Below are 19,996 nucleotides of genomic sequence, written 5' to 3'. Positions count from 1 at the left end.
AAAACGCTTCTTAAAAGAAGCGCTCAAATATACTTATAATTTATTTTAGTTTTTCATTATTATGGTGCCTATCGTGGTCACGCTTCCCTTTCTTATCCATTCTGGCATCGAAAGCTTGCTGTAAATCGACACCGGTTTGGTTTGCTAAACATAAAACAACAAACATGACATCTGCCAATTCTTCGCCTAGATCTTTCCCTTTGTCGCTTTCCTTTTCACTTTGTTCTCCGTATCTACGGGCTATAATACGAGCCACCTCCCCAACCTCTTCTGTAAGTTGTGCCATATTAGTAAGTTCGTTAAAGTAACGAACACCGTGCTCTTTAATCCAGTTATCTACCTCTTTTTGTGCGTTTTGAATATTCATTTATACTTTGGTTAAAACAATTTGTTGTGCTTCCAATTCTATTATTTTGCTAAAATACTCTTTTAATGCTTGATAATGAAGTGCTGAAATAATCGGTTGGTTTACTTGAGAATCAACAACCAATTGAATCGAAGCCCCCTCATTATTGATGTTAAACTTGAAAACACCTAAATTATCTGGCATCATCAATACAGCGGGCTCTGGCAAACTTTCAACTTTATACCCATCTGGAATTTTAATAAGCATTCTATGGGATGTTGTAGAAGCATACCCAAAATCTACAGGGAATTCTCTATTTTCTAGCTTAAACGGATTTTCATTTTCTTTTAAAAAGAAAAATGGTGAAAAATACAGTTTATCTCCTATAATATCTGCCTGACTTTCCTTGGAAAATTTATAACTTTCAATAATGGGTTTGGACAGATCTAGATCGTTTACAACCTTAAAATCAGAAATTTCTATGCCATTATACTTATTCTCTAATTTTTCTAAAAAATCTTCTTTATTGACATTGTTATACTTTTCTCTATACAGAAGTGCTTCGTGGTTAGTTTTTACAGACCTATAATTACCATTTAGATTACCGTTATTATCCAAAACAGCCATAAAAGACACGGTGTTTTTTGATATCTCATTTGGGTACAGGTCAATTAATTCAGACCCTCCATGCTCTGAAATAATTCGACCTTGCCAATTTAAGGTCCTAAATGGAAGCACATTGGGTACACTAAATTTATTGGTAGCATCTAATAAAAAACCACCTCCTGCTAATTTCACGTAGGCCACCACATAGTTATAACCTTCCCTTGTTGGAAATAAAGGCACCCCATGTTCTCGGGTACTTATCAAAACCGGATATACTTTTAAACCTGCATAGCGCAACATAGAGGTTAGCATTAAATTGATTTCACCTACGTTACCTACTTGATCTTTATATGCTTTTTTAACACCATCGTTGGTATAAAATCCATAATACCCATTCCAATTAACTCTAGATTTAACGAAATCAAATATTAACATGGCACGTCTTGCAGGATCGGATACACTGCCAATTAAAGCGTCGACCTCTGTTTCAAAATACCCCGTTTTATCCAATTCATCACCGAAATTATTACTCTTATAAATCTTATCTACAACATCTTCCCAGGTTGTAGAATAATAGGTTGCGCTTGAATTTGGAAACTTAGTATAAGACAACTCATATTTAACCGAGGAACGGTAATTATTTATCGCATTGACATAAGGCTCATCTTTTAAGGCTGGAATATTTTCTAAATTATAGGTTGTGATACTTTTCGTGAATTCGACATCTGACGTACTATAGCTTGTTGTGACAGCCGCTTTTGAATTTGTTCCTCCTCCAGTTCTTTCTTTATTAGTAAATGAAATTTTATCCCTTTTGGTTTCGCTCACTGGAACAACAGGTAGAAAACCTTTAGTATTAAGTTTAAAATTAAAATACTCTGGAACTTCAAACTTAAAATCAATCTGTTTTACAGGAATATTATGTTGAAACACAAAATCATCTATATTAGACACAAAAGGAGACGTTACGCTGTATTTATATTCCACAACCGAACCTGATTTAATATTAGGCATCGTAAATTTCACTTGATTGGCATATTTATGTAATTCAGATTCAAAAACTCCATCTCTCCCTATTTTATCTTCTTCAATTTTCCCTTCTACCAAATTATAAGTATAAGCTTTTAAGCTTGAAAATTCTTCATCATCACTCCCTCTTTTACCTAGGTTTACTGTTTTAGTCGCATAATCAAACCCTTCTTGATTATAAATTTTAACCCGCTCATGAATTTCGGTAACCAACTCAAACCCTTTTTCTGGCCGGTATTCAAAAAAGGTTTTTCTATATTTATATAAATAGGTTGCATTTGCCGAAGAATCTAATGGATTAAATTTTTCTTCCAATTCTTCTTTTGAAACTTTACCAAAATTGAAATTTTGTGCAAACGTGGTCATGCAAAAGCAGACACTTAATAATAGGGTTATAACTCTCATTTATAGTTGGTTTTTAATTAATGCTATTTTTGAATTATCTAGTTTATTTATCTCCTTATAAAACGCTCTATAAGCCTCATAAGCTTCTTTAGGATAGTCGCCATCGTTAATTTGCAACTCGCGTTTATAAACTATGGTAGAAGCGTCCTTAATTATAATTTCAGCTTTATAACTACCAAATTCATTTTCTATACTCGCATTATCGGGAGCAGATTCTATGGTAAAACCTGTAGGAAGCGTAATTTCAACTTCATCAACATCTTTAAAACCTCTTTTAATTTTTAGTGGTAATTTTCTATTTCTATAACGATCGGGGATATTGGTATTTCTATTTAATGCGTTTACCGTAAGTAACATTCTATCACCTATTATTTTCGAGTAATTAGGTGCCACAAAACTAATAGCTTCCACAAATTCATTATCCAGTTTATTATTGTTAATATGCATGTTATTTATGCTCATACCGTTCACATAACTCCATCTGTTTTTATAATGACTATCTAAATCACGCTCGGTTTCGGTTTCTAACCAATACTTATTATCATATTGTATGCCTTTAGAATTAACGGTTACATTCACATCAATAAAACCTGCATCGGATATGGTATAGGTTCCTGATATAACTTGTAAATTCTCATCAGTGCCATACTTTTTGGTATGTTTTATTTCACCATATTCAGGCGTTATTACCAACACATCTCTATCATCGGTAAAATCGCCAATAAAACCAAAAGGTAGTTTTTGGCTGGTACACTCCAACCAAAGATCTTCTTCGTTTTCCACAGGAATATTAAGAATAACATGGTTTCCCTGCATCGCCGCAAAATCTTTTTCTAGACTTCTTTGAGAGCTTCCAGCATAAACAACCGTATAATTTGATTGAATGCCCGCTGCGTTTAAAAGCGACATCGTGTAATTAGTTAAAGCCTTACAATCGCCATAACCCAATTTATCGACTTCTGATGCTTGAAACGGTTTCCAGCCTCCAATACCTACTTGCACACTTATATAGCGGGTTTTATTTTGAACGTATTCGTAAATTTTTCGCGCTTTGTCTATATCGGTAACTTCATCTTTAACAAGGTTTTGAATCATCGCAATAGTGCTTGCAGGTAAATCGTGGGTATCTTTTATTAAATCTTGATACATCCATTTCCCGAAAGCTTTCCAATCATCCACCTCTGTTTGTACACCTTCCAATGTAAATTTATTGGAAGACACCAACACTTTTGGAGCCATATCAACCAAAGCAGGACTGTGATCTTCCGGCTTAATAGCCTCCATGTTTTTTACAGAATAACTTATTTTATTTTGAAGCGCTTCCTTTGTGATATCGAGGGTTTCTAAATTCTTTTCTTTAGTTCGAATGGTTATATCACTTGGAAAACTAATGGTATACGCGCTTTTTTCAACACTTAAAAAATAATCATTAACAGGCGTAAACGATTCTATGAAAGCGGTGTTTTTAGTATGGACTTCACATACAAATTCGATAGTATATGGGTATGAAACGGGGGTGTATTCTAAATATTTCACTCTAGAATCTGAATACAGCGTACCACCATCAACCGCACTCACATCTTTAAAATCGTTCTTTTTTATCTTTTTAATTTCGACACCTAATTGATTAAACACCAAAACTTCTAAAGTTTTAATTTTCACATTATTATCATAGTGCACAAAAGCCTCCACATTACTATTCCCTTCTTTATTTAACACGGTTATGATGCGTTTTTCATAAACCGTCATATCATCCACAGAATTAATGGTAACATCTAATTGATTGGAACGAATCACAGCGTTCGCATTTTCCTTTAAACTGCTAGGAATTGTAAAGCTAATATGTGACTTTTCTTGGGAATAAATTTGTAGTGTGGTGACTAAGCTAAAATATAAAACAATGTACTTCACCTTCATATATTAAGTCTAAGTATGGTTAGATTCTTAAATATAAAATAATACAGGAATTAATTAGATAAGAAAAATCACATTTCGTTGTAATACCTATCTTTTAGTTTAAAAACTAAACCTCTTACTCCCAAAACAATAAAACATGGGATAAAAATATACTTGAATTCGCTTAAAAGTACTTGAATACCGCGTTCAGAAAAAAACCTTTCAACACCAATAGGCGACACTTTAATGTCTCTAAAAGGAAAGAAAAAACGATTATTATCAAAAGGAATAAAAAAACCAACACCTTTACCTCCGGAAGTCATCGCATCCAAAATACCATGTGATAATGTTGAGAAAAGAATGACCAGAAACCAAATAAGTTTACGTTTCTTCCCTAGCGTGAACATTAAAAAAACGCCCACAAAAGAGCAAATACAATAGAATGTGTAAACCCTCGATGTCCTAATGGGTGTAAATATGGAATTTCTAATTGGAAACTTACTACATCAAAATCTGGTAAAATAGTTGAAAAGATAGCCGCTACAAGCAACCATTTTGTATGTGTTGTGTCAATAACTTTTGTTAAGGTAAAACCAACAATGCTATGACCAAAAAGAGACGCCACTATTCTTTGTTTTTGGAATCTATGATAATGGTTACAGGCCCATCATTAAGCAGTTCTACTTTCATGTCCGCTCCAAATTCACCTGTTTGAATGGACTTACCCAAATCAGTCTCTACTTGTTTCACAAAAGCTTTGTATAAGGGAATCGCAACATCTGGTTTTGCTGCTTTTATATAACTGGGGCGGTTACCCTTTTTAGTCGCTGCATGCAGCGTAAATTGACTTACAGCTATCACATCGCCATTACTATCTAACAGTGACTTATTCATAACACCATCAACATCACCAAAGACACGAAGGTTTACAATTTTGTTGGACAGCCATTTAATATCTTCCTGCGTATCATCATTTACAATACCTAAAAGTACTAAAAGTCCGTTAGAAATAGACGCCACTTTTTCACCTTCAATAGTAACGCTTGCTTTTGACACTCTTTGAATAACTACTTTCATTTTTTACTAACTCTTTCCAATTCTCTGCAAACCACGACTGAATACTATATTTTACTGGTTTTCCCAATTATCCGTTCTGTAATGCTCATCTTCACCTTCTACAATTTGAAGATAACTACGGTAACGCGAAAAAGAAATTTCATCTTTATCTAAGGCTTGTTTTACAGCGCAATTCGGTTCTTTAATATGTAGGCAGTTGTTGAACTTGCAGTCTTGTTTAAGTTTGAATATTTCTGGGAAATAATCACCTATCTCTTCCTTATCCATATCTACCACGCCAAAACCTTTAATTCCTGGAGTATCGATAATTTGGCCGCCAAAGCTAAGGTCGAACATTTCGGCAAAGGTGGTTGTATGCTGCCCTTGCATGTGTAAGGTTGAAATTTCTTTGGTTTTAATATTCAAATCGGGTTCAATCAAATTTACAAGTGTCGATTTACCAACACCGGAATGACCCGAAAACATACTCACTTTATTGTGCATTAAGGCTTTTACCTTATCAACATTTTTACCAGTTACAGATGATACACCAATACACTCGTACCCAATTTTTCGATACACATGTGCTAAGTAACGAACCTCATCAAGGGTTTCCTTATCATAGGTATCAACTTTATTAAATAGTAAAACCGTTTTAATGGAGTACGCATTGGATGTCACTAAAAAACGATCGATAAAACTGGTTAAAGTTGGTGGATTATTAATGGTAATCATTAAAAACACCTGATCAATATTAGAGGCAATAATATGTGTTTGCTTGGATAGATTTACAGATTTACGAACAATATAATTTGTTCTATCATGTATTTTATGAATCACACCCGAATCTTGATTGTTATCGGTTTCTAATTCAAAATCTACAATATCACCAACCGAAATGGGATTGGTACTTTTAATTCCTTTTAAACGAAATTTACCTTTTATACGGCATTCGTAAGTATCACCTAATTCGGTTTTCACGGTGTACCAGCTTCCTGTAGATTTATAAACGAGTCCTGTCATTCAATTATTTTAAACTTTACAAATTAACAACTTTTCAATTTAACAAAAAGTGTATATTACGCACATAATTCAAAAATCAACAACCAAATGAAAAAAATTCTAGTTTCTTTTTTGCTTTTAGCAGTTGCTCACACTGTTTCAGCACAAACCAATTTGTATGAAAACCCTAATTTCGATGACATTTCAAAAACGCACAAAATCATTGCAGTAGTCCCCTTTAAAACTCAGGTAAAACTTAGACCTAAACAAATGAAGGACATGACTACCGAACAACTATACAAATTAGAAAAAGCCGAAGGTGAAGGCATTCAAACCGCCATGTATTCTTGGTTTTTAAAAAGAAAGAAACGCGGTAAATTACAAACTCTTGAAGTTCAAGATCCAAAAACCACTACGGCATTATTAAAAAGAAATAACATTAGTTATGATAATATAACCGATTTAACACCTCAAGAATTAGCCATCTTATTAAAAGTGGATGCTGTTATTACTGGTGAATTTGAAACAGACAAACCAATGTCTGATGGTGCTTCTATTGCATTAGGCGTTCTTGTAGGCTTCTGGGGAAGCACAAATAACGCACTAATAAATATGAGCGTTCACAATGCTGAAGACGGCGTTTTACTATGGAATTATAACAAAAAAGTAAGAGGTAGTATTGGCAGTAGCCCAGACGATTTAATAAACACCTTAATGCGAAAAGCATCTCGAAGATTAGCTTACACAAAAAACGATTAAAAACAAAAACGCCTCACAATTGTGAGGCGTTTTTCTATTTAGTATTAACCGTTAATTACCTTCTCTTGGTGATTAATTGATTCTTGGTGAATTGCTTTAAACATTTTTAAAATGAACTCTTCACTTAAGCCTTGAGTTTCTCCCTCAATAACCATATTACCTAAAATCTCATTCCAACGTTTGCTTTGTAAAACGGCAACGTTTTTCTGTTTTTTAAGTGCTCCAATACCATCGGCAGATTTCATACGTTTTCCTAATAATTCGATAATTTGATTATCAACCACATCAATCTGTGCTCTTAAATTATTAAGTTCTTTATTATAATCAGCTTCTGGATCGCTTTCTTTTCTTATTTTCAAATCTTTCATAATTTGAACTAAGCTTGCTGGCGTTACTTGTTGCGCAGCATCACTCCATGCATTTTCAGGGTCGTAATGAGTTTCAATCATTAATCCGTCAAAATTCAAATCTAAAGCCGCTTGAGATACATCAAAAATCATATCACGTTTTCCAGTAATATGCGATGGGTCGTTTATTAATGGGATATCTGGATATTTGTTTTGAAACTCAATAGCTAATTGCCATTCTGGATTGTTTCTGTATTTTGTTTTTTCATACGTTGAAAACCCTCTATGAATCGCTCCAATGTTTTTAACACCCGCTTTGTAAATTCTTTCAATTCCACCTAACCATAAAGCTAAATCTGGATTTACTGGGTTTTTAATTAAAACAGGCTTATCTGTGCCTTGTAACGCATCTGCAATTTCTTGCATAATGAATGGGCTTACTGTAGAACGTGCACCAATCCATAATAAATCGACATCATGCTCTAAAGCTAACTTTACATGGGCAGCATTTGCAACTTCAGTACAAATTTTCATACCTGTTTCTGCCTTTACTTTTTGCAACCATTTTAAACCTAATGCTCCAACACCTTCAAACATTCCTGGACGTGTTCTTGGTTTCCAAATACCTGCTCTAAAATAACTTACATCTGTATCTTTTAGCTCGTGCGCTATTCTTAATACTTGCTCTTCTGTTTCAGCACTACAAGGTCCTGCAATTACCAGTGGGTGACTTAAATTTAAGTCATCCAACCACGTTCTCATTTCTTTTTTGTTTTCCATTTTCTTTGATTTACTTTAAATCTACTTGATGTGAAACTCACATGTTTCGAAATAATTTTTTATAATTAATATTTACTCGTTTACATTTTATTTGGGCGTTACCCTAAGGGTCGGGCTTTTCGCTACAAGTCCGCGCTCCTGCGTCGCTGTGGGCTTTCCGCTGCAATCCCTAACGCGGGGGTACAGCTAACTTTCCAGCTTTAACCATTTTTGGATACTTTAAATAATACCGTTTAAAATATCTTTTATATGGTTGGTTTCTTTCATTTCATTAAAAATAGCATCAAAATCGTCCCCTTTCATTAGGTCTTTAAAATGAGTTAGGTTCGTGATGTATTCCTCCAATGTTTCTATAACATTTTGTTTATTCTGTTTAAAAATAGGCGTCCACATTTCTGGCGAACTTTTAGCCAAACGCACCGTCGATGCAAATCCGCTGCCCGCCATATCAAAAATATCGCGTTCATTTTTCTCTTTATCAATCACCGTTTTCCCTAACATAAACGAACTGATATGCGATAAATGCGATACATAAGCAATGTGCTTATCATGCGCCTCCGGATTCATATAACGAATACGCATACCAATAGATTTGAATAAGTCTAATGCTTTTTCCTGAAGTTTGAATGTTGTTTTTTCAACTTCACAAATAATATTCGTTTTCCCCACAAACAAATCAGGAATAGCAGCACTAGGTCCCGAATGTTCGGTTCCTGCAATAGGATGCATTGCTAAAAAATTTCTTCGTCTTGGGTGGTTTTCAACCACTTTACAAATATCTACTTTCGTAGAACCCGCATCTACCACCAAACCAGTATCCGATATTTTATCTAAAATAGTTGGTAATAATTTCACAGTAGCATCCACAGGAATAGAAATAATCACTAAATCGGCATGAACTATATCATCTAAAGTAGCCTTTTTATCAATTAAATTAAGAGCCAAAGCTTCGTCTAGCGTCGTTTCTTTTCTACTGATACCGTGAATTACCACATCGGGGTATTTCCTTTTAATATCGATAGCAAGACTTCCGCCTATTAAACCTACGCCTATAATATATATATTTTTCATTCCTCTTTCAACCCACTCCAAAGAAGCAAGCTTTTTTAATTACTAGTTATTTCTTTTGCTTACAGCAACTGTAAACTTATTTCATTCTTGCAATAGCCTCTTCTAAAACCTCGGTAGAAGCACATAACGAAAACCGAATATACCCTTCACCTTTACTACCAAAAATAGTTCCTGGTGTTATGAATATGTGGTTGTTTTTAAGCACCATATCTATAAATTCTTCCGAATTTATAAAAGGTGGCAACTTAGCCCAAACAAATAATCCGGTCGCATTTTTATCATACGTGCAATTTAGAGCTTCGGCCAATTTCCAAACTAAATCTCTTCGTTGTTTGTACACATTATTTAAGGTCACAAACCACATGTTCGAACACTTTAAAGCTTCAATAGCACCTTTTTGTATGCCATAAAACATTCCAGAATCCATATTACTTTTCACCTTTAATATGTTGTTAATATGTTTGTTATCGCCAACAACCATACCTACACGCCATCCTGCCATATTAAAAGTTTTGCTTAACGAATTCAATTCTAAACAAACCTCTTTTGCACCTTCAACTTCTAAAATACTTCTATATGAATCGTTTAAAACAAAACTGTACGGATTGTCGTTAACAATTAAAATATTATGTTTTTTACCAAAGGCCACTAAATCCTCAAACAAGGATTTGCTTGGTTGTGCACCTGTTGGCATGTGCGGGTAATTAACCCACATTATTTTTACTTTACTTAAATCTAATTTTTCTAAAGCATCAAAATCTGGCAACCAATTTGTAGCTTCATCTAATTCATAAAAAACAGCATTAGCGCCAACTAACTTGGTTACCGACGCGTATGTTGGATACCCTGGATTTGGTATCAAAACCTCATCACCTTCATTAAGATATGCCATAGAAATGTGCATAATCCCTTCCTTACTTCCCATTAACGGCAAGATTTCTGTAGACGGACTTAAGTTTACCGAAAAATGCGCTTTATAAAAATCGGCAATAGCTTCTCTTAACTCTGGCAACCCTTGGTAACTTTGGTATTTATGCGCACTTGGGTTTGCAAAACCTTCATTTAAAGCATCTATCACTTTTTGTGGTGGTTGCATATCTGGGCTACCAATACCTAAATTGATAATAGGCTTGCCACTGGCAATAAGCAAGTTCACTTCTCTCAATTTTTTTGAGAAGTAGTACTCTTCAACGGTGTTTAATCTGTTAGCTGCCTCAATCATAACTTTGCATTTTTATACTCACCCAAAACTTTAAAACTTTGTGCCATAATTTCTATAATCGATTTTGCTTTTTTAAAATCGTCATACTTTTCAAAAGTAACATCTACAAAAAAGGCATATTTCCAAGGAGTTTCCACAATTGGAAGAGATTGTATTTTAGTTAAACTCATTTTACAATCGCTCATCACATTTAAAATAGCCGCTAAACTACCTCGTTTGTGGTCTGCCTCAAAGCGAACCGATGCTTTATTAATTTGCATCTCTGGCACTTCAGAATTGGTACGCTTCACTATTACAAAACGGGTTTCGTTATGTTTTATAGTTTGAATACTTTTTGCTAAAATATCCAACTCAAAAATTTCGGCAGCCATAGCACTCGCAATAGCACCTACCCCTTTAAGTTGTTTTTCTTGTATACGTTGTGCAACCTCGGCAGTATCTTTATCTTCTACCAATTTAATATGTGGATGTAATTTAAAAAACTCCACACACTGCAATAATGCCATAGGGTGCGAATACACTTCCTTAATTTCTTTAATACTCTGATTAGGTAGTGCCATTAAATTGTGCTGAATATCTAAATAATGTTCACCAACAATATGCAACCCAAATTTATTAATTAAAGCATAATTAGGAATGATAGACCCAGCGATAGAATTCTCTAAAGCCATAATAGCAGCATCGCACTCTTTAGTAATTAAAGAATCGACTACTTGGTCGAATGTTAAACATTCTATAGCATCAACAGGCTTATCAAAAAATTGCTGTGACACAATATGATGAAAAGATCCTTTTACGCCTTGTATGGCCACTGTGTTTATCATATACAAAAAAAAGTCCCGATTTTCATCGAGACTTAGTATTAAAATTTATGTTTATAAATTATACATACAACGTCTCGTTCTTTCTGCTAAAGAAAAAATAAAATCCGCTAAAATATGTATAACCTACTGTTGTCTTCATAATTATGATGCTAAAGTAATTAATTATTTAGGAAATCAAAACAGCATAAAACCTTTTTTTGATATTTATCAAAACTTTTAAATATTTTACAGCAAAACTCACATTACATTAGATAATCATTATTTTTGAACAAATAATTTTAAATATGTCAATACAGGTAGAAGGCATTTCGAAACTTTACGGAAGCCAAAAAGCATTGAATAACATCTCCTTTAAAGTTGAAAAGCCAGAAATCGTAGGTTTTTTAGGTCCTAATGGCGCAGGAAAGTCTACTATGATGAAAATTTTAACCACTTACCTAGATGCTAATGAAGGCTCTGCTACCGTAAATGGATTTGATGTTACCTCCCATAAACAACAAGTACAACAAAGTGTGGGTTATTTGCCAGAACACAACCCCTTGTATTTAGACATGTATATTAAGGAGTATTTAGCTTTTAACGCTAGCATCTATAAAATTAATAAGGAACGTATTGACGAGGTCATAGAACTTACGGGTTTAACCCCAGAAGCTCATAAAAAAATCGGGCAACTCTCTAAAGGATACCGCCAGCGTGTTGGTTTAGCCAATGCCCTATTGCACAACCCCGATGTTTTAATTTTGGATGAACCCACCACTGGTTTAGACCCTAACCAACTGGTAGAAATTAGAAACCTTATAAAATCTATAGGTAAAACTAAAACCGTTTTTCTTTCTACACACATTATGCAGGAAGTAGAAGCCATGTGCGACCGCGTTATTATAATTAATAAAGGTGAAATTGTCGCCGACAAAAAACTTAACGACTTACGTGAAAGCAAAGAACAAATAGTTATTGTGGAGTTCGATTACCGAGTTGAAGACGCCTTTTTATTAAAATTACCAAAAGTAAAAACAGTTGTAAATACCCATGATTTTGTTTATGAAATCACTTTTTCAACTTCGGAAGACATGCGCTCGCATGTATTTGATTTTGCCCATGACAACCAATTAAAAATTTTACAACTCAACCAAAAAAACGCAAGTTTAGAATCGCTTTTTAGAGAGATGACTTCGAAGTAGTGTTAATTGTAGTTTATAAATTTATTTATATGGCTTTGAAATGAAATACAAACTATTAATAGTATTCAGCCTATTAGCTTTAAACTCTTGTAAAAATCAAGATAAAGAAAAAACGTTTCAAGAAGCACATATCAGTGCTAACAATCCAAATACAGAAAACATATCAGAACAACCAATGTCTGATTGCGAAGAATATTGGAAAAACAGATATAAAAATGACAGTTTAAAGACTGAATATATTAATCAAATAATATCTAAAAACAAGTTAACCGTAAACAACTTGATTTTTTTGAATGCCTTAAAATCTGAAAAACAAAACGATTATGCATTTAAACAAGTTCTTTCCCCAATTTTCAGGCTCTCTAATACTGAAATTGGAATATTGACTTTTCCTAAATACAACCTTATAGAAAATAAGTTCATCCCAGTTTCAAAGGAAATGGACTTGATTAAAAAGCATGATACAGTACCGAAAAACACGATGGAACATTTCGGGAAAATTAAGTTTTACCCCATACTCCTAAATTCAATACTTAACACAAGTGCCAAACCTAAAACATATTATTATACTACAAACAAAGTTGGATCAACCCAAATAATGGAATTAGGTGCTTATGTAGATGAATGTTTAGAATATTTTGAATACTCCATTGACACAACAACTTTTTCTAAAAACGACAAACTACTATTCAGTAGCCCTTTTTTAATTGATTTAATTTTTGAAAACAACCCCCAAGTAGATTTACATATACTAAATGATTATAAAAACGAATGTTTCGATTGTCCAACCAATTTAAACCTTCAAAAATCATTTGCTAAAATAAAGGGCACTAACAACTTGTATTTTGTATATGCAGACTCCTTCCCTATTAATAACGAACTAGACACACCTTCTAGAGCATTGATTTATATTAATGAAAATAATGAACCAGTATATTTATGGTATGAAGAAATTGACCTATTTGGCTGCAGCTGTTTATAACAAATAATTTGGGGAAATAATTTCACAATAGCATATATCATTCCACCCTCTAAATTATAATTAAGAATTCCTTTTAGGAATTAACGCCATCATTCTAAAAGCTAAAAAAGCCAATCTTTATATTAGAATAATGACTAATATCATCTTTACTTAAAAGTACTAGTATTACCTTTGCAACACCACTTTTAACAATAAAATAAACATAATTATTATGTTTGAAAGCGCGTAACAATTATCTTTATAACTCTACAAAAAAACAAGATGAGCAAAGGAATTTATGTAGCCACTATAGAACCTAACAGCGGAAAATCTGTTGTTGTTTTGGGTTTAATGCGTATGCTTTTAGGTAAAACAGCCAAAGTTGGGTATTTCAGACCTATAATTGAAGATTTAGATGCTGGTGAAATGGACAACCATATTAGCACCGTGCTTTCGCATTTTGAGATTGATATCAACTACAAAAAAACCTATGCATTTACTAGAAATGAGGTTCTAGATTTATACAACCAAGGAAAATCTGGCGAAGTGCTAGACGAAATAATCAAAAAATACAAGCACCTTGAAACTCATTTTGATTTTGTTTTAGTTGAAGGAACCGATTTTTCGCATGAAAACTCTAGTATTGAACTCGATTTAAATATCTTAATTTCAAAAAACTTAAGCCTACCTGTTATTATCGTGATGCAAGGCGATAAAAAAGAAAACAAGGAAATTGTTGACAGCGTTCAATTGGCCTATGACACCTTTAGAAGTTCAGTGGACGTGCTTTCAATAATGACTAATAAGGTAGACTCCAATGAGGTTTCAACCTTAAAAGAGTTATTACAAAAACGCATTCATATAGATACAGATATTACGGTTATTCCAAAAATTAATAACCTAGCGAGTCCTACGGTTAAAGAGGTTGTAAAATCGCTTGATGGTAAAGTACTTTTTGGCAAAGACATGCTAAACAATCTTATTGACAGTTTTAGTGTGGGAGCCATGCAATTACGTAATTACCTCACACATTTAAAAGAAAATGCTTTAGTAATTACACCTGGCGATAGAGCCGATATTATTTTAGGAGCCTTACAAGCCAATATTTCTAAAAACTACCCTAAAATTTCGGGTATCATTTTAACTGGCGGCCTTATTCCGGAAGCCCCAATTTTAAAGCTTATTGAAGGTCTTTCTAGCGTGGTGCCCATAATAAGCGTGAAAGACGGCACCTATTTGGTAACGAATAAAATTGGCGGTATTAAATCTAAAATATACGCTGAAAATGATGAAAAAATAACCACCTCTATTTCTACTTTTGAAAAACATGTGGATACCGATAAGCTTGCTGAAAAATTAATAACCTTTGAATCTGGGATATTCACCCCAAGGATGTTTCAATATAATTTATTGCAAAGGGCATTAAAAAACAAAAAACACATTGTGTTACCGGAAGGTTCGGACGAACGAGTTTTAGAAGCTACAGCACGATTAATAAATGCACAAGTTGTAGAATTAACACTTATTGGTGACGAAGACTTAATTAAAGAGCGTATTGAAAAACTAGATATCTCTTTAGATTTGAATGCTATAAACATTGTATCTCCTACAAAATCACCCTATTTTGATGATTACGTAAACACCTTCTACGAACTTAGAAAACATAAAAACGTTAATTTAGAAATGGCTCGAGATGCCATGGCCGATGTATCGTATTTTGGCACCATGATGATTTACAAAGGGCATGCCGACGGTATGGTGTCTGGCGCAGTACACACCACACAACACACCTTACGTCCTGCTTTACAGTTTATAAAAACAAAACCAGGTGTAAATATTGTGTCGTCTATTTTCTTTATGTGTTTAGAAGATAGGATTTCTGTTTTTGGCGATTGTGCCATTAACCCAAATCCCAATGCTAAGGAATTAGCAGAAATCGCCATTTCATCAGCACAAACCGCTAAAGATTTTGGTATTGAACCCAAAGTCGCCATGTTGTCCTACTCATCGGGAGCATCTGGAAAAGGCGCCGATGTTGAAAAAGTAAGAGAAGCGACTGAAATTGTTAAAATAGAAGCACCCACGTTAAAAATAGAAGGCCCTATTCAATATGATGCTGCTGTTGATATGCGAATTGGACAAACCAAATTACCAGACTCTGAAGTTGCAGGTCGTGCCAGCGTACTTATTTTTCCAGATTTAAACACTGGGAACAATACCTATAAGGCTGTGCAACGCGAAACAGGCGCCCTAGCCATTGGTCCTGTATTACAAGGTTTAAACAAACCCGTAAACGACCTAAGTAGAGGTTGCACCGTAGATGATATTTATAGCACCGTAATTATAACCGCCATACAAGCCCAAGAAAACTAAATATGCAAGTATTAATATTAAATTCCGGGAGTTCTTCCCTAAAGTTTCAGTTATTTTCAATGCCTCAAGAAACGATTGTATGTTCTGGAATTGTGGACCGTATTGGTTTTAATGATGCTATTTTTAAATTTAAAACTGATAAGGATTCTATTGAATTAGAATCTAAAATTTTAAACCATAAAACGGGATTAAAATTGGTAGCACAACACCTTTTAGATAAAAAGATAGGCGTTTTAAAATCGCCTGAAGATGTCGCCATTGTAGGCCACCGGGTAGTACACGGCGGTATTCATTTTAGTAATACCACTGAAATTACGCCAATCGTTAAAGAGAAAATAAAAGCATTATCCTCTTTAGCGCCCTTACATAATCCTGCCAATTTAGAAGGTATTACAGTTGCCGAAGATATTTTTCCTAATGCCAAACAGGTAGCTGTGTTTGATACCGCTTTTCTTCAATCCATTCCTGAAGTAGCTTATAAATATGCCATACCTAACGAATTTTTAAGCGAACATCACATTCGTTTATATGGTTTTCACGGAACAAGTCATAAATATGTTTCAGAAAAAGCCATTGAATTTTTAGGTAAAAAAGAATCCAAAATCATCACCATTCACTTAGGAAATGGGTGTAGCATGACGGCCATTAAAAACAGAAAAAGCATCGATCACTCCATGGGTTTTTCTCCTTTAGATGGTTTAATTATGGGAACACGCTCTGGCGACATCGACCCTTCCATCATTTTTCATTTAAAAGACAAACTAAAATACAACCTAAAAGATATCAATGCGCTTTTAAATAAAAAAAGTGGCATGTTAGGGCTTACTGGTTATAGCGATTTACGAGACATTGAAACCATGGCTGAACGTGGTAATAAAGAATGCATCTTGGCTCTAGAAATGAATGCCTACCGTATTAAAAAATACATTGGAAGTTATGCGGCCGCTTTAAACGGTTTGGATGCGATTGTATTTACTGCGGGTATTGGTGAAAACTGTAAAGTGATGCGAAAACTGGTTTGTGAAAATCTAGACTTTTTAGGCATTAATTTAGATGCTGAAAAAAATAATTCAGATTTAAGAACCATTCGAGCCATCAATACAGACGCCTCTAAAACTCAAATTTTGGTAGTTCCCACGAATGAAGAACTTGAAATTGCAAAGCAGTCGGTCGAGTTAATTAAAAATTAAGCGGCCTCTATATACTTCTTCAACCTCTACAACGGCTGGTTTTGTTTTCGAAATAACATTACCAGTCCCTGAAATGAGTCCTTTAATAGATACTTGAGGGTTTACAATCATATCATTAGCCCCTCGATTCCATAAGACTACATTTTGAGCTATTAAATCAGCACCTTCAAAACGCGACGTACCTGATGCAAATGTAATATTGAGATTATTAGTCTTTCCGGAGATATAACAATTAGACAAGTTGTTGAACCCTAAATTAAAAGCATCATTATCAATTTGCAACACAAACTCCCCACTAACAAACGAATCGGGCAGACTGTAATCTTCTGCCAAAACAGTTAAAGTTGGGTACCTAAGAATCCCTTCAGAACGCACCTCATATTGCGTAGAACTTCTAATTTCTGTAATATTAGGCGAGGTAACATACACTTTGGTTACGCCATAACCACGTACATAATTGCACGTATTATTATCTATAAGAATCAGTTGTCCATCTACAACAATAGCTTCCACATCGTTTAATAAATTGCCACCCGTTTCAACAAGTACCTTTTGCTCGCTGCCTTGCTTAACAATTAGCTCAATATCTCTATTCACCAATATCTTATCAAAGCTAGAAACACTTAATTCTTGTTGTACAATGGCTCCAGTAGTTTGGAAACAATCGCCTGCCGTTTCACTGTTACACGACAATACTAAAACAGACACTATTATATATATTAGTTTTTTCATTTTACAACCGTACACCTATTCCTAATTCAACCGCTTCTGCTTTGGCGCCATGCGTTTTTAAACTAATCGCAGCAAACCATGTATCGTTTATATAACGCTTCAAACCAATTCTGGCATACATTCTGCCTTCAAAATCGAATGGATAATAAACATAATAACCTAATTGGGTTTCAATAGTGGTTTTGTTTACAAACAACTCATGCCCAACAAAAACACCCACGCGTTTATAATCTTCATCTCCCGAAACATCCTCCTCAGGAAACGAGACACTTTTATAATAAATATATTCCTTTAAAAAGTTTGAAAAGAACACATCAGTTCCAAATTGAAGTGCGCTTTTTACATTAATACGCTTATCTGCATATGCTGAAAATATATAAAACGGAAATTGCCCGCTACCAACCACATCACTTTCATTTACGCCTCCTCTAAAAACAAGATTGTATTTTATGGGTTGTGTGAATTTTTCTTTTTCACCATCGGCAATAGTGGTAATAAATTCGGGGGCTTCAGCATCTAAATTATAAGTTACCCCTAAATTAAATGCTAAGGTATTAATACTAGCGTTTGGCGCTTTCACATTGGCATTGGAATAATGAATCAATGAAAAACCTGCTTGCACACCCCATTTATCTATAATACGCTCTTTCTTATAATTAAGCATCATCATGGTGCTACTTAATAAATGAGAACCAAATGCAATATTTCTATAATTGGTTTCTTTATCATAAGGATTGGGCGCATAACCAATACCTTGGCCAATTCTAAACATTAAATTCCGATTCAAAAAATAGAAATTATAATGCGCATATAAGGAGGCATTATTGCCTAAAACGTCGTTTTTCAGGTTTTGATAAGCGAAACTAATACCGTAGTCGGGATAATTAAAACGTTGTTCCCAAGCGTTAAACCCATAGGTTTTCTTGTTCCAACTTAAAATAACACCTTCAGGGTGCCCGTTAATTAAATGCAGCACATCATTATTATGTTCTGCAACATTCCCTTTAAAATAATTCACATCAATGTAAGATGTGTGTTCTTTATCTTGTGAAAAAACAAAAAAAGTAACAACTAAAAAAGTGTAGGTTAAAAATGGTTTCATTAAAAATTTGCTGTTGCGCAAAAGTAGTGGTTTCCTTAGAACAACTCCGATGCTATCGCTTTTATATTATCGCTTTTACCCATAGAGTAATAATGTAAAAACGGCACGCCTGCAGCTTTTAATTCTTTAGATTGCTGAATGGCAAACTCAATACCTACCTGTCTCACTGCCTTGTTATCCTTACAAGCCTCCACCGCATCGATAAGATCTTCTGGTAAATCTATTTTAAAAACTTGTGGTAATACTTGTAAATGACGTTTCACTGCAAGAGGCTTAATACCTGGAATAATAGGCACCGTAATACCAATGGATCGGGCTTTTTCTACAAAATCGAAATATTTTTTATTATCAAAAAACATTTGCGTTACTACATAGTCTGCCCCTGCATCTACCTTTGCTTTTAGGCGCTTTAAATCGGTGTTAAACGAAGGCGCTTCCATATGCTTTTCAGGGTAACCAGCCACACCAACACAAAAGTCATAATTATGCTCAACTATAATCTCGTCGTGTAAATACTTACCTTTATTTAAATCGCTAATTTGTTGCACCAACTCACTTGCGAAAGCATTTCCGCCTTCGGTTGGGGTAAAATAAGACTCATCTTTTCTAGAATCACCACGTAATGCTACGACATTGTCTATACCTAAATAATGACAATCAACTAAAACATACTCTGTTTCTTCCTTTGTAAAACCACCACATAACAAATGCGGAATGGCATCTACATTATATTTATGCATAATAGACGCACAAATTCCAACAGTTCCAGGGCGCAAACGTGTAATACGTTTATCTAAAAGCCCGTTGCCTTTATCAACATAAATATACTCTTCTCGAGACGTTGTTACATCAATAAATGGTGGGTTGAACTCCATTAATGGATCGATATTATTATATAAATCCTGAATATTTTTACCTTTTTGAGGTGGTACCACTTCAAAAGAAAATAATGTTTTGCCGTTAGCTTTTTTTATGTGATCTGTTACTTTCATGTTCCACTAAATCCCTAAAGGGGACTTTTAATTTCTAAATTCTTATTTTATTTTGGGCGTTACCACAAGGGTCGCGCTTTACGTTTCAAGTCCTCGCTCGTGCCTCGCTGCGGGCTTTCCAC

The 19,996-nt window shown here is 34.3% G+C and carries 17 protein-coding genes and 1 pseudogene; 5 read left to right on the top strand and 13 right to left on the bottom strand.

The annotated features are described in order from the left end of the window. Window positions 1–40 precede the first annotated feature (40 nt). From Q5N74_RS12700 to rsgA, 6 genes and pseudogenes are all read right to left on the bottom strand, one after another. Complete coding sequence (locus Q5N74_RS12700; protein ID WP_304389225.1) at window positions 41–367, bottom strand: nucleotide pyrophosphohydrolase; 327 nt, start codon at window positions 365–367, stop codon at window positions 41–43. Next, complete coding sequence (locus tag Q5N74_RS12695) at window positions 368–2,386, bottom strand: DUF3857 domain-containing protein (protein WP_304389224.1); 2,019 nt, start codon at window positions 2,384–2,386, stop codon at window positions 368–370. It lies immediately after the preceding gene. Continuing rightward, window positions 2,387–4,303, bottom strand: coding sequence for a DUF3857 domain-containing transglutaminase family protein (locus tag Q5N74_RS12690; RefSeq protein ID WP_304389222.1), 1,917 nt, complete (start codon window positions 4,301–4,303; stop codon window positions 2,387–2,389). A 68-nt stretch (window positions 4,304–4,371) separates the two neighbouring features. Beyond that, window positions 4,372–4,907, bottom strand: a pseudogene (locus Q5N74_RS12685) (metal-dependent hydrolase). After that, on the bottom strand, window positions 4,907–5,359 hold the full coding sequence (dtd, locus tag Q5N74_RS12680) for a D-aminoacyl-tRNA deacylase (RefSeq protein WP_304389221.1): 453 nt from the start codon (window positions 5,357–5,359) through the stop codon (window positions 4,907–4,909). The pseudogene Q5N74_RS12685 and the gene dtd overlap by 1 nt, the downstream one beginning before the upstream one ends. Before the next feature lie 51 nt (window positions 5,360–5,410). Next, on the bottom strand, window positions 5,411–6,361 hold the full coding sequence (rsgA, locus tag Q5N74_RS12675; protein WP_304389220.1) for a ribosome small subunit-dependent GTPase A: 951 nt from the start codon (window positions 6,359–6,361) through the stop codon (window positions 5,411–5,413). An 87-nt stretch (window positions 6,362–6,448) separates the two neighbouring features. On the opposite strand from rsgA, the gene Q5N74_RS12670 reads away from it, so the two are divergent. Continuing rightward, entirely contained in the window at window positions 6,449–7,099 is a 651-nt protein-coding gene (locus tag Q5N74_RS12670; protein ID WP_304389219.1) for a hypothetical protein, read from the top strand. Between the two features lie 44 nt (window positions 7,100–7,143). Here Q5N74_RS12670 and Q5N74_RS12665 read toward each other — a convergent pair whose 3' ends face one another. The 4 genes from Q5N74_RS12665 to Q5N74_RS12650 all read right to left on the bottom strand — a co-directional run bounded on the left by Q5N74_RS12665 (window position 7,144) and on the right by Q5N74_RS12650 (window position 11,343). After that, window positions 7,144–8,226 carry a bifunctional 3-deoxy-7-phosphoheptulonate synthase/chorismate mutase type II gene (locus Q5N74_RS12665; protein ID WP_304389218.1) on the bottom strand — a complete coding sequence of 361 codons (1,083 nt, stop codon included), beginning with the start codon at window positions 8,224–8,226 and terminating at the stop codon, window positions 7,144–7,146. Window positions 8,227–8,445: 219 nt separating this feature from the next. Further along, window positions 8,446–9,297 (bottom strand): prephenate dehydrogenase, encoded by an 852-nt coding sequence (locus Q5N74_RS12660; protein ID WP_304389217.1) that lies wholly within the window; start codon window positions 9,295–9,297, stop codon window positions 8,446–8,448. A gap of 76 nt (window positions 9,298–9,373) precedes the next feature. Further along, window positions 9,374–10,519: a pyridoxal phosphate-dependent aminotransferase gene (locus tag Q5N74_RS12655; RefSeq protein WP_304389216.1), complete on the bottom strand. Its 1,146-nt coding sequence runs from the start codon at window positions 10,517–10,519 to the stop codon at window positions 9,374–9,376. Then, window positions 10,516–11,343 (bottom strand): prephenate dehydratase, encoded by an 828-nt coding sequence (locus Q5N74_RS12650; RefSeq protein WP_304389215.1) that lies wholly within the window; start codon window positions 11,341–11,343, stop codon window positions 10,516–10,518. Before Q5N74_RS12650 ends, Q5N74_RS12655 begins: the two co-directional genes overlap by 4 nt. A 284-nt stretch (window positions 11,344–11,627) precedes the next feature. Between Q5N74_RS12650 and gldA the strand changes: the two genes are divergently transcribed. From gldA to Q5N74_RS12630, 4 genes are all read left to right on the top strand, one after another. Further along, on the top strand, window positions 11,628–12,524 hold the full coding sequence (gldA, locus tag Q5N74_RS12645) for a gliding motility-associated ABC transporter ATP-binding subunit GldA (RefSeq protein WP_304389213.1): 897 nt from the start codon (window positions 11,628–11,630) through the stop codon (window positions 12,522–12,524). A gap of 40 nt (window positions 12,525–12,564) precedes the next feature. Continuing rightward, the gene (locus tag Q5N74_RS12640; RefSeq protein ID WP_304389212.1) at window positions 12,565–13,506 is read left to right on the top strand and encodes a hypothetical protein; all 942 of its coding nucleotides are present in this window, start codon (window positions 12,565–12,567) and stop codon (window positions 13,504–13,506) included. Between the two features lie 261 nt (window positions 13,507–13,767). Beyond that, a complete protein-coding gene (gene pta, locus Q5N74_RS12635) occupies window positions 13,768–15,858 on the top strand; it encodes a phosphate acetyltransferase (RefSeq protein WP_304389211.1) in 2,091 nt (696 codons plus the stop codon). Window positions 15,859–15,860: 2 nt separating this feature from the next. Next, on the top strand, window positions 15,861–17,048 hold the full coding sequence (locus Q5N74_RS12630) for an acetate/propionate family kinase (protein WP_304389210.1): 1,188 nt from the start codon (window positions 15,861–15,863) through the stop codon (window positions 17,046–17,048). Here the strand turns inward: Q5N74_RS12630 and Q5N74_RS12625 are convergent. The 3 genes from Q5N74_RS12625 to metF are packed head-to-tail and all read right to left on the bottom strand — an operon-like array spanning window position 17,034 to window position 19,874. Continuing rightward, a complete protein-coding gene (locus tag Q5N74_RS12625; RefSeq protein ID WP_304389209.1) occupies window positions 17,034–17,780 on the bottom strand; it encodes a head GIN domain-containing protein in 747 nt (248 codons plus the stop codon). The two genes, Q5N74_RS12630 and Q5N74_RS12625, sit on opposite strands and share 15 nt — an antisense overlap. Before the next feature lies 1 nt (window position 17,781). Further along, window positions 17,782–18,882, bottom strand: a complete 1,101-nt coding sequence (locus Q5N74_RS12620; RefSeq protein ID WP_304389208.1) for an acyloxyacyl hydrolase — start codon at window positions 18,880–18,882, stop codon at window positions 17,782–17,784. A 35-nt stretch (window positions 18,883–18,917) separates the two neighbouring features. Continuing rightward, window positions 18,918–19,874, bottom strand: coding sequence for a methylenetetrahydrofolate reductase [NAD(P)H] (gene metF, locus Q5N74_RS12615; RefSeq protein WP_304389207.1), 957 nt, complete (start codon window positions 19,872–19,874; stop codon window positions 18,918–18,920). Between the last annotated feature and the right edge of the window lie 122 nt (window positions 19,875–19,996).

It is taken from the genome of Mariniflexile sp. AS56 (assembly GCF_030552475.1).
Taxonomy (GTDB): Bacteria; Bacteroidota; Bacteroidia; order Flavobacteriales; family Flavobacteriaceae; genus Mariniflexile.
The sequence above is the reverse complement of the archived record's forward strand: the minus strand, read 5'-3'. Positions and strand labels throughout refer to the sequence as shown.